This is a genomic window from Achromobacter sp. ISS7 (assembly GCF_056523125.1).
In genome coordinates this window covers 3,329,944-3,342,526 of record NZ_JAWRZD010000001.1, presented here as the reverse complement: position 1 = coordinate 3,342,526, position 12,583 = coordinate 3,329,944, and the positions used below count along the sequence as shown (strand labels likewise).

The following is a 12,583-nucleotide window of genomic DNA, read 5'->3' as shown; positions in this document are numbered from 1 at the left end:
ACCGTCGGAACGTCCCGAGTCATCGCGCCCTTGGCGCACATGGCTCGTTTCACTGGAATACGCCATGGACCGACCCTTCGCACCCCCGCTTTCCCTGCAACACGCCACGATCGCCATTGTCGGCGCCGGCCTCGGCGGCCTGACGTTGGCCCGCGTCCTGCACCGCCATGGCATTGCCGCCACGGTCTACGAGGCCGACGCCTCGCCCGAGGCGCGCACGCAGGGCGGATTGCTGGATATCCACCCGCACAACGGCCAGGCCGCGCTGCGGGCCGCCGGCCTGTACGAGGCCTTCCTGCCCCTGGTGCGGCCAGGGGAGGACGCCAAGCGCGTGGTCGACCGCCACGGCCGCGTGCTGCTCGACCGGCCGGGGCAGGGCCAGGCCCGGCCGGAGATCGACCGCGGCGACCTGCGCCGGCTGCTGATCGATTCGTTGCCGCCGCCCGCGATCCGCTGGGGCCACAAGCTCACCGCCGTCGCGCCGCAGGCGCCGGGCCGGCACCGGCTGGCCTTCGCCAACGGCGCGGCGGTCACGGCCGACCTGCTGGTCGGCGCCGATGGCGCCTGGTCGCGGATCCGTCCGCTGCTGTCCGACGCCGCGCCGGCCTACGTCGGCACGACCTTCTTCGAGACCACGCTGTTCGACGGCGACCGCCGCTATCCGGACAGCGCGCGCGCGATCGGCCACGGCACCCTGATGGCGGTCGAACCCGGCCAGGGCATCCTGGCGCATCGCTACGCCGATGGCACGCTGCGCAGCTACGCGGCCCTGAACTGGCCGCGGGCGGCGGTCGACGCGCTGGCCCGCGACGGCCAGGCGGCCATGCGCGAACGCATCGCCGCCGCGTTCGCCGGCTGGGCGCCGGCGCTGCGCGCGCTGGTCGCCGACAGTGATGTGGAGATCATCGCCCGGCCCCTGCACGCGTTGCCGGTCGGGCATCGATGGCCGCGCAGCGCCGGCGTCACGCTGGTGGGCGACGCGGCGCACCTGATGTCGCCGTTCGCGGGGGAGGGCGCCAACCTGGCCCTGTTCGATGGCGCCGAGCTGGGCCAGGCGCTGTGCCGCCATCCGGCCGACCTGGACGCGGCATTGGCGGCGTACGAACAGGCGCTATTCCCGCGCAGCGCGGCGGTGGCGGCGCGAACGGCGCAGAACCATCAGCGTTTCTTCGGCCCCGATGCGCCCGGCAGCGTCGTGGCGCTGTTCGCCGCGCATTGACGGGGGCGTTCCGAAACCACCCAATGAAAACCGCGCCCGGATCCTCGCGGATCGGGGCGCGGCGTGGCGAGGCTGGCGCCTCAGTCGTGGGCGTTGCGGGTCTCGAGCCAGACCAGGGTGTCGTGCCTCAGGGCGCGCACGCATTGCGCCAGGAAGGCATGCACCACTTCCAGTTCACCGGCGTCGTAGCGCCGGGCCATCAACACCACCGCCTCGGCCACCCACTGGCGTTCCTGGGCCAGTTGCTGGCACTGCTCTTCCACCGGCCGGATCACGATCATGCGGCGATCCAGCGGATGGCGGCCCCGTTGCACATAGCCAGCCGCTTCCAGGCGGTTGATCAGGGCGGTGGCGCCGCCGGAGCTGATGCCCATCAGCTGGGCCAGTTGGCCGGTGGGCAGGGCATCGAACTCCATCACCAGTTCCAGCGCTTTCAGATCCGCCAGGGGGATACCCATTTTCTCCGCCAGGGCCGATTGGCAGGCCGCGTTGTACACGGCGAACTGTCGGCCCAGCATCAGGGCGATATCGTCAAGCATTCCGGGCCGCAGATCGTTGTTGCGAGATTCAGGCATCACGGTCACATGCTCGTGGTGAACGATGGATTCTTGTTGCAGCATGGCGTCGCTCCCTCACGGATCCGGTTGATTACTTCTTGGCCGTCAGGCCGCCGAGCAGGCCGCCCAGCAGACCGCCGTTGTTGCCGCCGGTGCTGGCGTTGCCGCTGACGCCGGCCGTCACGCCGCCCAGCAAGCCGCCCAGGAGGCCGCCGTTGTTGGCCGAACCCGAGCCGCCGGCACCCGCACCCGCACCCGCACCTGCTCCGGCGCTGGCGCCGGCCGAGGCGTTGCCGCCGGTCAGGCCGCCGAGCAAGCCGCCCAGCAGACCGCCGTTGGCGCCCGCGGTGCCGCCCGCCGTGCCGCCCGCGCCGCCGGTCACGCCACCGAGCAGACCGCCCAGCAAACCGCCGTTGGCCGCGCCGCCCGTGGCGCCGCCCAGGTTGCCCGTCACGCCGCCCAGCAGGCCGGTCACCGGAGCCAGCAGGCCGCCGTTGCCGCCGGCCGCGCCGCCGGTCACGCCGCCCAGGATCCCGGTGATCGGGCTGAGCAAGCCGCCGTTGTTGCCGCCGACCGCGCCGCCCAGGCCCAGGCCGCTGGTCAGGGACGCGACCGCGCCGGTGGCATTGGCCAGGGTGGCGCCGAGCGGGTTGGGGTTGCCGGGGGTGGCGTTCAACAGGCCGCCGGCGCTGCTGACCGCGCCGCCCAGGCCTTGCAGCACGCCGTTCAGGCCGGCCACGTTGCCGCCAGGCAGTTGGGTGCCCAGGTTGCTGACCGTGCCGCCCAGCGTGTTGAGCAGGCCGGCGACCGGCGCGCCCAGCTTGGTGGTGGCGCCGACTTGCTGCGTCAGGCCGACCACGGTGCCCGCCAGGGGGCTGGCCGTCGGGTCGAGCGCCTTGCCGATGCCGCCCAGGGTCGGCTGCAGGCCGAGCGGCAGCACGTTGTCGACGGTCTTGCCGACATTACCCAGCGCGGGTTCGAGCAGCGGCTTGGAGGGGCCGCCCAGCACGCCGCCGGTAACGCCGCCGACCAATTGGTTGACGGGGTTCAGCAACCCGCCGGGGCCGGACAGGCCCGCGGTCAGCGCGCCCACCGCGTTGGTGGCATTGCCCAGCACCGTGGTCAACGGCTGCGGATTCTTGGGATCGGCATTGAGCAGGCCACCGGTGCTGGCGACCGTCTTGCCCAGGCCTTCCACCAGGCCACCGACGCCGGCGCTCAGGCCGCCGGGCAGGCCGGTGCCCTTGACCGTGGTGCCCAGGCCTTCGACCAGGCCGCCCACTTGCTTGACGGTGCCGTCGACGGGCTTTCCCAGGCCGGTGGTGGCGCCCACTTGCTGCGTCAGGCCGACGACGGTGTCGACGACCGGCTTGACGGTGGGATCGAGCGCCTGGCCGACGCCGCCCAGCGTGGTGCCCAGATTCAGGGGCAGGGTATTGTCGACGGCCTTGCCGGTATTACCCAGCGTGGTTTGCAGCAAACCGGTGGTGACCGGGTTGTTGGGGTTATTCGGCTCGTTCGGGCCGCCAGGGCCGCCAGGGCCGCCGGGGTTGCTGGGATTATCGGTGCCAGGCAGGCTGGCAGAACTCTTGTGACCACCACCACCGCCGCCGCATGCGGCCAGCGCGCTCATCAGAGCGGCCGCCATAACGGTGGAGGTCAGAATACGTTGTACGCGCTGCGTGTCAATCTTGGCATTCATGGCGAGCTCCTGTGGGGGAAGTGTCAGGCGTCGAAACTGCCCGATACATCCCTACATGCATAAACCATGCCAATATTTTTCAAACGCGATTCCGGTATCTGTTCAGGTCGTTTTTAGATAAGTAAAAATCCTTATAAATCAATGACTTGAATTTAAAACAGAGGGTTTGTACCAATATTGGGAATCCCCCATTTTTACGATCACGCCTGACCTGCGAATGTTACGTCCGGGCCCGTTTGAGCCGTTACGTTACGGCCCACGTTACGTAACGTGGTGTATGGAACAGGCAAAAAAAAGCGCCTGTCGAAACAGGCGCGGGTACTTTGGCGCGATCGCGGCGCGGCCGCCGGCGGCGCGCTAGAACGCGTCGTAATACAACGAGTAATTGGCGTTGAAGCGCACGTCGCGGTCATTGTTTATGGTGGCCGAACCGATCGGCTTGGCCACGTTGAAATCAAACAGGTAGTACTTGTCGTCGGTAAAGCGCAGCCCCAGCGCCACAGACGACAGGTGCCGCTGGTTCAGCTGCTGCAGGCTGGAATTGTTGTACCAGGTGCGGGCGTAGTCGATCAGCGCATAAGGCTGCACGTTGGACAGGTACTGCCAGCCGATACCGAAGCGGCGATTAACTTCGGCGGAAACGCCGACGCCTTTATCGCCGCTCTGCTCGCCTTGCGGATAACCCATCGCATACCGCCAGCTGCCGTACGACACCTGTTCCGACGAGGGCAGGATATTGCTGGAGTACTGGGCGGCGCCGGACAGCGTCAGGCCGAACTGCGCCGGCAGCGTGAAGGTCTGCTTGGCGTTGAGGTTGTAGCGGGTGAAGTCCAGGTCCAGGATCGGCACGGCCGAATAGCCGTAGTTGGTGTTGATCTCTTTCTTGGCCCCGGCGCCGGTGAAGCCCCGGGCCACCGCCAGCGTGACGTCGGTGGTCTTGGACTCGGACACCTGGATATAGCGCATCTCGAGGTTGGCGGCGCGCACCTGGGCGTCCTGCTGCAGCCAGCGGTCGGAATTCTTGGCCTCGTAGCGGTCCTTCGAGTTGGCCGCGTAGACCCCGAGCGTGCCGGTCAGCGAACGGGTGTTGTTCAAGAGGAACGGATAGCTGACGCCGATGCCGATGCGGTCGTTCTTGACCCGGCGGTTGAAGCCCAGGTATTCGATCGCCTCGTCCTTGGGCCGGGCGTCGTAGTGGTAGCCGTCGACCTTGACCGCCAGGCCGTCGTTGCCCAGCGGCACGCGGATTTCACCGGAAATGTATTTGACGTCGTCGGTGTTGAACGGCACCGACGCCGTCAGCTTGACCTGTTCGCCCAGCGGCGTGAGGCTGTTGGTGGCCAGGTTCACCAGCGGCTGCATGCCCGTGCCCAGGTCCGCCACCCCGCCGGTCAGGCTGACCGGCTGGCGCGAGGCCGCCAGCACCAGCTCGGTGGCGCCGTCGGCGCGCCGCGGCAGGTCGAGCGACGGCGTGAACTTCACGCCCGGCACCGTGCGCATCAGGTTCAGCACGCGTTCCAGCGTCGCCTGCTTCAGCGGTTTCTCTTCCTTCAGCGGCTCGGCCAGCGATTCCAGCCGGTCCTGGGCGTTGCCGAGATCGCCCTCGATGCGCACCGTGCCGATATAGCCTTCGACCACGGTCACCACCACCAGCCCGTTGGCGAAAGTCTGGTTCTGCACCAGGGCGAACGACAGCGGATAGCCGCGGTCGCGGTACAGCTGGGTGATCTTGTCGACCTGCTGCACCAGCTCGCCCAGGCTGATTTCCTTGCCGGACAGCGGCGCCAGCAGGGCGGAGACTTCCTCGAACGGCATGGCATGCACGCCGGTGACGTCGAAATGCTGGGGCACGATGCGTTGCGCCAGCCGGGCCTGCAGGGCCAATTGTTCGGGAGTGGGGGCCTGGACCACCGGCGGCGGCTGGGTGGCGCTGGGTGGCCGTTCGATCTGCGGCAGCGCATCCACCGGGTTGCCGCGCAACGGGCCGTCGGCGCGTGCCGTGCCGACGGCGGCCAGGGTGCAGATAAGGGCGAGGGAAAGCGGACCTGCGGGAAGCGTGCGTCTCATGCCTGGTTGTCTCTCTTTTGCCGCTGGCGCCGTTTAAACAGGGCACCCGTATTAAGGGTCTGGATAAAGGCTTAAATATATGGGGCCGCTATATAAGTAAACCGGTGGCGCGCCGCTCAGGCGGTATGTTGCCAGCGCGCCGAGGCAATGACAAATTATTTCATTGTGACTGGCCGGAAACGTGGATATAACAACAGAGCGACATACAAGGCAATCTTTTCACGGCCGGATTCAGGGTTTACCGGTACATTGAAAAATGACCCTGGCTAATTTCCGAGTATTCGTTACAAGTAAGCTGTCGCACTGTTGCGAATACTGGTATAAACCCTGATGTGTATTAATTGTTAATAGATAAGACTATATAAACGTATCAAAACACATCGGGTTTACCGGCTCTCGGGAGTCCACAGATGGACCAGGATGACCGCAACAAAATCGTCGCACGTCGGCCTGCCGCAAGCGCCTGCCGACCGCCGGCTCACAGGGGCCGCGCATGAACCCGGGCGATATCGTTCCCCTTTCCTTCAACGCCGGCCTGGTGGCGCTGTCGTTCCTGATCGCGGCGCTCGGCTCCTACGTTGCGCTGCTGGCCGCGGTGGGTATCCGCGCCGAAATGCAGGACGGCGAGATCCGCATCGGTTACATCATCATCGGCGCCCTGGCGATGGGCGGGGTCGGCATCTGGAGCATGCATTTCATCGGCATGCAGGCACAGGACTTGCCGTTCGCAGTGGGTTACCAGGTCGGATTGACCGCGCTCAGTTTCCTGGTGGCGGCGGGTTTTTCCGGCTGGGCCTTCTGGTATGTGGGCCGCGACCGCTTCACATTTATGCGCTGCGTGGTGGGTGGCCTGGCCGCCGGCCTTGGCGTGGCGGCGATGCATTATGTGGGTATCAGCGCCATGCGCATGCCCGCGGTATTTATCTGGAATCTGCCGATGGTTGTTTTATCGGTATTCATAGCGGTAATTGCCGCGTCAGCCGCATTGTGGCTGGCTTTCAATACGCAGAATGAGTTCCAGCGCATCGCGGCGGCCATTTTGATGGCGATCGCGGTATGCGGCATGCATTACACGGGGGCGGCGGCCGGCACGGTGGTCTGCACCACCCCGCGCGATTTTTCCAGCATGCACATCGGCGGAGTGATGCTGCCGTACATCGCGTTCGCGCTGTCGTTCGTCATGTTGCTGGTGATGCGCTGGCATTTGCAGCGAGCCTCGCGCCGTTTCCGCGCGCGCCTGGCGCAGCGCATCGACTCGATCATTGAATCGGCCCCCGTGGTCGATCCGGGCAGGACGCCCGGCTCGACACTGGGACCGGGTTGAGGGTCCGTTGGTAGTGACGGACCTGGCGGTACCCCGGAGACGCGAAGGTGTGGAACACGCCAGCGCGCCGACAGCACCGGGTTTAGGGGGCCACGCCGCTCCTGCGGCATGGCTCGATCATCAAGCGAGACCTGAGGAGCTCGACATGAAAGCGAAACTTGCGCAGTTCTGGAACGATGAAGAAGGTATTACCGCCCTGGAATACGGGCTGATCGCGGGCACCATCGCGGTGGCGCTGGTGGCGGCTTTGGCGACATTCACGGGCGCGCTGAGCGGCCTGTTCACGTCGCTGCAGGCCAAGCTCGCCAACGCGTCCAAGTGAGGCCGAAGACCCCGGTCGTCCAAGTGAGCCTGGCCTTGGCCAGGCGGCGCCGGACGGCCGGGTCTGCCGCCCCGCCGGGCGTGGAGCTGATGTTGACGACACTTCCCGCGCAGCGATTTCGGGCGGTTGCGGATTGACGGCGTTGCGCGCATCGGCTCCTGCGTACTGCGCGCCCATGTATTGCCAGATTGAACCCGAAACCGTCAGAAGGTCCTGCCTTGTATCCAGGGGAAGTGCTGTGGTGGCTGTTGTTCGCATGCTGGAATCTGGTGTTGATATACACCGATCTGCGCTATCGCCGCGTACCCAACACGCTTATCGTCGCGGGGTTCGCGGGACAGGCGCTGTGGCTGCTCGCGGCGTGGCTCGCGCCAGCCTGGGGCTATCCACCGCGCTGGGCCGGCTGGTCCATGGCATTGGCCGGATTCGCGCTGGCCTTGCCGTTCTTCCCGCTCTGGCTCAAGCGCCTGATGGGCGCGGGCGACGTCAAGGCGATCGCCGTGCTGGGGCTGCTGACGGGCTTCGCGCCCCTGGTCATGACGCTGGTGGCCGCGAGCCTGCTGGCCGGGCTGCATGCCTTGCTCTACCTGTTTCTTTCCCGAAGCTGGGCCTTGCCGCTTCGGGCTCGCCAGATCCCCTACGGAACCTACCTGGGCGCGGCCGCGCTCAGCGTGGTGTTTATTCCCTTGAATTCGGACTGGTATTCGTGGTGTTTTTCCTGGTGTTCTACGCGATCCTGACGTACGCCCTGGTGTTCACCGCGCAGCATTCGGTCACCCTGGCGGCGCAGGACGGCGCCCGCAAGGTCCTGCAATGGCAGCCGGGCGCCACCTCGCTGACCGTGCGCGCCAACGCCGGCCGCGACACGGCGCTGGACCGCTCCAGCTGGATCACCACCATGTCCTCGGCCGCGGTGGCGGTGGCGGTGTGCGGCGCCAGCGGCACGCTCAGCAGCACCGCCGGTGGCGCCTGCAGCGGCCAGCCGCTGAGCGCCGACCAGATCGAGGTGACGGTCAGCTATCCCTACGGCGCCAATCCGCTGATCCCGAATTTCCCGTTCCTGGCGCAGGCGCTGATGCCGCCGTCGAGCGTGCTGTCGGCCCGCGCCACGGTCCGCCTGGGCAACGGCCTGGACGGAGGCAACTGACATGAACGCGCGCCATGCCCCTGGCCATCCCCGCGGTCGCAAGCGCGGCCAGCGAGGCATTGCCGCGCTCGAGTTCTCGCTAATGGTGACGATGCTGCTGATGTTCGTCTGCGCCGTCGTCGGCTACGGCGTGCTGTTCTGGATGCAGCAGCAACTGGCCTCGGCCGCCTCGGAAGGCGCGCGCGCGGCGGTCCATGCGCGCTTCGCCGGCCAGGCCGACGTGCCCGGCGCCGCCTGCACCGCGGCGATGAGCGTGTTCGGCACCGGCTCGGCGGTGGCTTGCGCCACCACCAGCGCGCCGTGCGCCTGGAGCGGCTCGGGCGGCCAGACGGCCCAGTGCAGCACGGTCGCCATGACGTTCAACGTGCAGGCCTGGCCGGTGCTGTCGACCTTCCAGGCCTTGATCGCCATGTTGCCCGGGACGGACAAGAACTGGATACCGACCCGGCTGTCGTCGAAGGCCATCGTGCAAATCTCCCAAGGGACACCATGAGCAGTCTGAGCAAAATCATCGCGGGTGTGTTGTTGGCGGCGGGCCTGGTGCTGGCGTTCGTGGCCTGGCGCCTTGCCTCGGAGCCGTCGGCCCCGGCGCCGGTGCCGAGCGGCCCGGTGGCGACGGCTCCGGCCACGCCGGCCGAGCCGCCGGCCAAGCGCTATCCGGTGGTGGTGGCGGCGGCGCCGATACCGGCCGGCACGCGCATCGACGCCGACAAGATGCTCAAGGTGGACCAATGGCAGGTGGCGCTGTCGGGCGGCTACAGCTCGCCGACGCCGTTGCAGGGCGCCTATGTGCGCGTGGACGTCGCGGCCGGCGACCCGCTGCTGCCCGGCATGCTGGCGCAGGGGCTGGGCCGCCAGCTCAAGCCGGGCGAGCGCGCGGTGGCGATCGCGGTGGACGAAGTGGTGGGCGGCGGCAATCGCATTGCGCCGGGCGACCTGGTGGACGTGTTCTTCATGCTGGAGAAGGGCGTCGAGGTCCAGGGCGGACAGGCCCGCTTGCTGCAATCGCAGGTGCGGGTGCTGGCGTATGGCGCGTCTTCGGTGGATGGCCCGGAGGAGAAATCGGCGCTGCCGGGACCGCCCGGACAGCCCGCCAGGACCGCCGTGCTGGCGGTGCCGGTGGAACAGGTCAATGAGTTGATGCTGGCCAGCCGCTCCGGCCGCCTGCAACTGGCGCTGCGTCCGGTCGGCGACGACGGCAAGCCCGATACCCAGCTGTTCGCGCAGCGCGGCGCGGTGCTGCCGGCGCGGCCGGACCTGACGCCCGAGCAGCGCGAACAATTGCTGAGCGGCCCGAACCGCGCCTACGCCGGCGAAAGCCTGGCGCAGCTGGATGGCACCGTGCCCGTGCCGGCCGCCAAGCCGGCCCCGGTCCGCGCCACCGGCGGCGGCGGGGGCGGCCGTACCGTCGAAATCCTGCGAGGAGACAAATCCGAGCGCGTGCGCTATTGAAACGTGGCTGCGCGTGGCCTGGTGCCGCCCGCGGCTGGACCTTACCTGCCAAACCAGATCCAGCACAATGAAGAGATTCCAGCGCACCACCCTGATCTGCGTCCTGTCGGCCGCAGCTGCAATGACCTACGGCGTGGCCGGCATGGCGCAGACCGCCATCCAGTCCGACCCGGGCGCCAGCGCGCCGGCCCGCGACATCGCGGTCGCCGTGAAGGGCCAGCAGACGCTCATGCTGGACGGCGCGCCCGCCCGCATCGCCATCGGCGATCCCGAGGTGGCCGACGTCAAGGTGCTAGCGGCCTCCGGCAGGCGGCAGGCCTCGCTGCTGCTGTACGGCAAGAAGCCGGGCACCACGCAATTGCAGATCTGGACCGGCAACAACGCGGCGCCGCAACTGTGGACCGTGCGGGTGGCGGGCAACGTGCAGCAGGTCATGGCCGGACGCGGCATGGCCGGCGGCGCCAACGTCGACGTGGCCGGCGACCGCGCGGTGGTGTCGGGCCAGGCCGATTCGCCCCTGTCGCACCAGGCCTCGGTGGCCGCGGCCGGCGCGGTGGTGGGCGACAAGAACGTGGTGGACGTCTCGACCGCCGGCACCGGCGGCGTGGTGCAGGTCGAGGTCAAGGTGGTCGAGGTGTCGCGCTCGGTCATGAAGCAGGCCGGCATCAGCTTCGCCGGCCGCGCCGGCCCGTGGGGTGGCACCAACTCGATCACGCCCGATGGCTTCCCGGCGCCGCTGGGCTTCAGCAAGAGCGCGGCCCTGGCTTCGGGTTTCTCGCTGTTCTACGACTCCAACGATTTCAGCGCGCGCCTGCGCCTGCTGCAGAACAACGGCATGGCGCGCGTGCTGGCCGAGCCGACGCTGGTGGCCCTGACCGGGCAGAGCGCCAGTTTCCTGGCTGGCGGCGAACTGCCGATCCCGGAGGCCGGCGGCCTGGGGACGACCACGGTGACGTTCAAGCCGTTCGGCATCGGCCTGACGGTGACGCCGACGGTGCTGTCGCGCGAGCGCATCGCGCTGAAGGTGGCGCCCGAGGCCAGCGAACTGGACTATAGCAACGCCATCGCCGTTTCCAGCGGCACCAATACCACCACGTTGATTCCGGCCCTGCGCACGCGCCGCGCCGACACCACGGTCGAGCTGGGCGATGGCGAGAGCTTCGTCGTCAGCGGACTGGTGTCGCGCCAGACCAAGGCGCTGGTCAACAAGGTGCCGATGCTGGGCGACCTGCCCATCATCGGTTCGTTTTTCCGTAGCGTCGATTACACCCAGGAGGATACCGAGCTGGTGATCGTGGTGACGCCGCGCCTGGTGCGGCCCATTGCACGCGGCGTGACCTTGCCGCTGCCGGGGGCCAAGCAGGAGGCGGCCGACTCCACGTTCAACGCTTGGGGCTATTACCTGATGGGTCCAGCGGGTGGGCAGCAGATGCCGGGTTTTTCACGGTGAGCGATATGAAGACACATGCCAGGGAGTGGGTTGGCTTGCAGAACAGCAACCGGTTTTTATTTTGTTCCAAGGGTGACGGCGTGGCCGCGCAACTCGGGCAGGCGCTCGGCGACATGGGCATGCTGACCCAGGAAGTTCCGGGTGTCGAGGAACTGGGGCGGCGCCTGGCCGAAATCGAGCCGCAGGTGGTGTTCCTGGACTTCACCCTGAGCGAGGACGAGCCGGGCAAGCTGTTCAAATCGGCCGAGTTGGCGCGCCTGCTGGCGCGCATCGCGCCGGCGATTCCGCGCGTCGCGGTGGGGCTGCTGAGCCAGCCGGAAGGCGCCATCGCCGCGTTGCGCGCGGGCGTCAGCGATTTCGTCGACCCGACCGTGGCGCCGCAGGAAGTCAAGGACGTGGTGCAGCGGCTGCTGGACCTGCCGGCGGGCGGCGGCCGCATGGATGGCTCGCGCCGCAGCGTGCTGCTGCTGGGCGCGCGTCCGGGCGTGGGCACCAGCACGCTGGCCGTTCACCTGGCCGGCATGGTGCAGGATCGCCTCAAGCAGCAGCATGGCTCGCGCGCCGCGGCCGCGGGCGCCAAGGGCGCCAAGCCGGCCGCCGACAATGGCAGCCAGCTGCCCCTGAACAGCCGGGTGGCGCTGATGGACCTGGGCTGGCCGGTGGGCGATTGCCAGCTGTACCTGAACATCGGCGGCGATTTCGATTTCGCCGAGGCGGCGCGCAACCTGCGGCGGCTGGATTCGACCTTGCTCAGCTCGGCCATGTCGCACACCGCCAATGGCCTGAGCGTGCTGGCGCTGCCGCGCGACCTGGGCCAGATGCGCGATGTCTCGCAATCCGATTCGCTGCTGGTGTTCGAGCGCATGCGCCAGCACTTCGGCGTGGTGGTGGCCGATTCCGGCGGTTTCTCCAACCCCGAGTTCGTGGCGGGCCTGGCGCGCGCCTCGGAACAGAACTGGATCGTCACCGACCAGAGCGTGGGCGCGCTGGTGTCGCTGGCCGGCCTGCTGCAGGAGCTGGAGCAGTTGCACGTGGACCGCCGCAGCCTGGGCCTGGTCGTCAACCGCTACGACGAGCGCTACGGCATGACGGCGCAGCAGATCGCCGAACGCTTCCAGCTGGAGCTGATCGGCACGCTGCCGGACCGCACGCTGGCGCTGATGGTGTGCACCAACCAGGGTCACCTGCTGCACGAGGAGGCCGAGCGCGATGTCTACGTGCGCGCGGTGCAGGCGCTGGCCGAGAAGCTGAGCGCGGAAGAGAACACCCCGGGCGGCCGGGCAAGCTGGCTGGCCACGTGGCTGCCCGGCGTGCACCGCCGCATGGTGGTCGAGTAACGGAAG

At 68.0% G+C, this 12,583-nt stretch carries 12 protein-coding genes; 9 read left to right on the top strand and 3 right to left on the bottom strand.

The features are described 5' to 3' along the window. Nucleotides 1-64 precede the first annotated feature (64 nt). Nucleotides 65-1,219, top strand: a complete 1,155-nt coding sequence (locus AC1HFW_RS14850; RefSeq protein ID WP_479284105.1) for an FAD-dependent oxidoreductase — start codon at nucleotides 65-67, stop codon at nucleotides 1,217-1,219. Between the two features lie 80 nt (nucleotides 1,220-1,299). Here AC1HFW_RS14850 and AC1HFW_RS14845 read toward each other — a convergent pair whose 3' ends face one another. The 3 genes from AC1HFW_RS14845 to AC1HFW_RS14835 form a co-directional block, all read right to left on the bottom strand. Further along, nucleotides 1,300-1,839 (bottom strand): MarR family winged helix-turn-helix transcriptional regulator, encoded by a 540-nt coding sequence (locus tag AC1HFW_RS14845; RefSeq protein ID WP_006390271.1) that lies wholly within the window; start codon nucleotides 1,837-1,839, stop codon nucleotides 1,300-1,302. Nucleotides 1,840-1,867: 28 nt separating this feature from the next. After that, nucleotides 1,868-3,478 carry a collagen-like triple helix repeat-containing protein gene (locus tag AC1HFW_RS14840; RefSeq protein ID WP_479284103.1) on the bottom strand — a complete coding sequence of 537 codons (1,611 nt, stop codon included), beginning with the start codon at nucleotides 3,476-3,478 and terminating at the stop codon, nucleotides 1,868-1,870. Nucleotides 3,479-3,835: 357 nt separating this feature from the next. Next, nucleotides 3,836-5,545, bottom strand: a complete 1,710-nt coding sequence (locus AC1HFW_RS14835) for a ShlB/FhaC/HecB family hemolysin secretion/activation protein (protein ID WP_035359213.1) — start codon at nucleotides 5,543-5,545, stop codon at nucleotides 3,836-3,838. 493 nt (nucleotides 5,546-6,038) lie between these two features. Here AC1HFW_RS14835 and AC1HFW_RS14830 point away from each other — a divergent pair, with 493 nt between their 5' ends. From AC1HFW_RS14830 to AC1HFW_RS14795, 8 genes are all read left to right on the top strand, one after another. Continuing rightward, entirely contained in the window at nucleotides 6,039-6,869 is an 831-nt protein-coding gene (locus tag AC1HFW_RS14830; protein WP_006390267.1) for an MHYT domain-containing protein, read from the top strand. A gap of 145 nt (nucleotides 6,870-7,014) precedes the next feature. Beyond that, nucleotides 7,015-7,191 (top strand): Flp family type IVb pilin, encoded by a 177-nt coding sequence (locus AC1HFW_RS14825; RefSeq protein WP_006390266.1) that lies wholly within the window; start codon nucleotides 7,015-7,017, stop codon nucleotides 7,189-7,191. A gap of 233 nt (nucleotides 7,192-7,424) precedes the next feature. Next, complete coding sequence (locus tag AC1HFW_RS14820) at nucleotides 7,425-7,931, top strand: A24 family peptidase (RefSeq protein ID WP_479284100.1); 507 nt, start codon at nucleotides 7,425-7,427, stop codon at nucleotides 7,929-7,931. Further along, nucleotides 7,898-8,338: a TadE family protein gene (locus tag AC1HFW_RS14815; protein ID WP_479284098.1), complete on the top strand. Its 441-nt coding sequence runs from the start codon at nucleotides 7,898-7,900 to the stop codon at nucleotides 8,336-8,338. The genes AC1HFW_RS14820 and AC1HFW_RS14815 overlap by 34 nt, the downstream gene beginning before the upstream one ends. Nucleotide 8,339: 1 nt before the next feature. Further along, a complete protein-coding gene (locus AC1HFW_RS14810) occupies nucleotides 8,340-8,831 on the top strand; it encodes a TadE/TadG family type IV pilus assembly protein (protein WP_479284096.1) in 492 nt (163 codons plus the stop codon). Next, complete coding sequence (cpaB, locus tag AC1HFW_RS14805) at nucleotides 8,828-9,790, top strand: Flp pilus assembly protein CpaB (RefSeq protein ID WP_479284094.1); 963 nt, start codon at nucleotides 8,828-8,830, stop codon at nucleotides 9,788-9,790. Before AC1HFW_RS14810 ends, cpaB begins: the two co-directional genes overlap by 4 nt. Before the next feature lie 67 nt (nucleotides 9,791-9,857). Continuing rightward, complete coding sequence (locus tag AC1HFW_RS14800) at nucleotides 9,858-11,240, top strand: type II and III secretion system protein family protein (protein WP_479284093.1); 1,383 nt, start codon at nucleotides 9,858-9,860, stop codon at nucleotides 11,238-11,240. Next, nucleotides 11,237-12,577: a pilus assembly protein CpaE gene (locus AC1HFW_RS14795; RefSeq protein WP_035359209.1), complete on the top strand. Its 1,341-nt coding sequence runs from the start codon at nucleotides 11,237-11,239 to the stop codon at nucleotides 12,575-12,577. The genes AC1HFW_RS14800 and AC1HFW_RS14795 overlap by 4 nt, the downstream gene beginning before the upstream one ends. Nucleotides 12,578-12,583 lie beyond the last annotated feature (6 nt).